Source organism: Serratia sp. LTN-2, from assembly GCF_059740205.1.
Window position 1 is genome coordinate 1 of record NZ_JCAXDO010000074.1, and the last position, 1,034, is coordinate 1,034.

Annotated in this window: 1 rRNA gene; it reads right to left on the reverse strand. The window is 53.4% G+C overall.

The features are described 5' to 3' along the window. Positions 1-1,034, reverse strand: a 23S ribosomal RNA gene (locus tag AC6BYQ_RS28400); the annotation flags it as partial.

A 1,034-nucleotide genomic window follows, 5' to 3' on the forward strand; every position in this document is an offset into this window, starting at 1 on the left:
CGCCCACGGCAGATAGGGACCGAACTGTCTCACGACGTTCTAAACCCAGCTCGCGTACCACTTTAAATGGCGAACAGCCATACCCTTGGGACCTACTTCAGCCCCAGGATGTGATGAGCCGACATCGAGGTGCCAAACACCGCCGTCGATATGAACTCTTGGGCGGTATCAGCCTGTTATCCCCGGAGTACCTTTTATCCGTTGAGCGATGGCCCTTCCATTCAGAACCACCGGATCACTAAGACCTACTTTCGTACCTGCTCGAGCCGTCACTCTCGCAGTCAAGCTAGCTTATGCCTTTGCACTAACCTCACGATGTCCGACCGTGATTAGCTAACCTTCGTGCTCCTCCGTTACTCTTTGGGAGGAGACCGCCCCAGTCAAACTACCCACCAGACACTGTCCTCACCCCGGATCACGGGGCAGAGTTAGAACATCAAACATTAAAGGGTGGTATTTCAAGGATGGCTCCACGCAGACTGGCGTCCACGCTTCAAAGCCTCCCACCTATCCTACACATCAAGGCTCAATGTTCAGTGTCAAGCTATAGTAAAGGTTCACGGGGTCTTTCCGTCTTGCCGCGGGTACACTGCATCTTCACAGCGAGTTCAATTTCACTGAGTCTCGGGTGGAGACAGCCTGGCCATCATTACGCCATTCGTGCAGGTCGGAACTTACCCGACAAGGAATTTCGCTACCTTAGGACCGTTATAGTTACGGCCGCCGTTTACTGGGGCTTCGATCAAGAGCTTCGCCTTGCGGCTGACCCCATCAATTAACCTTCCAGCACCGGGCAGGCGTCACACCGTATACGTCCACTTTCGTGTTTGCACAGTGCTGTGTTTTTATTAAACAGTTGCAGCCAGCTGGTATCTTCGACTGGCTTCAGCTCCATCCGCAAGGGACTTCACCTACATGCCAGCGTGCCTTCTCCCGAAGTTACGGCACCATTTTGCCTAGTTCCTTCACCCGAGTTCTCTCAAGCGCCTTGGTATTCTCTACCTGACCACCTGTGTCGGTTTGGGGTACGATTT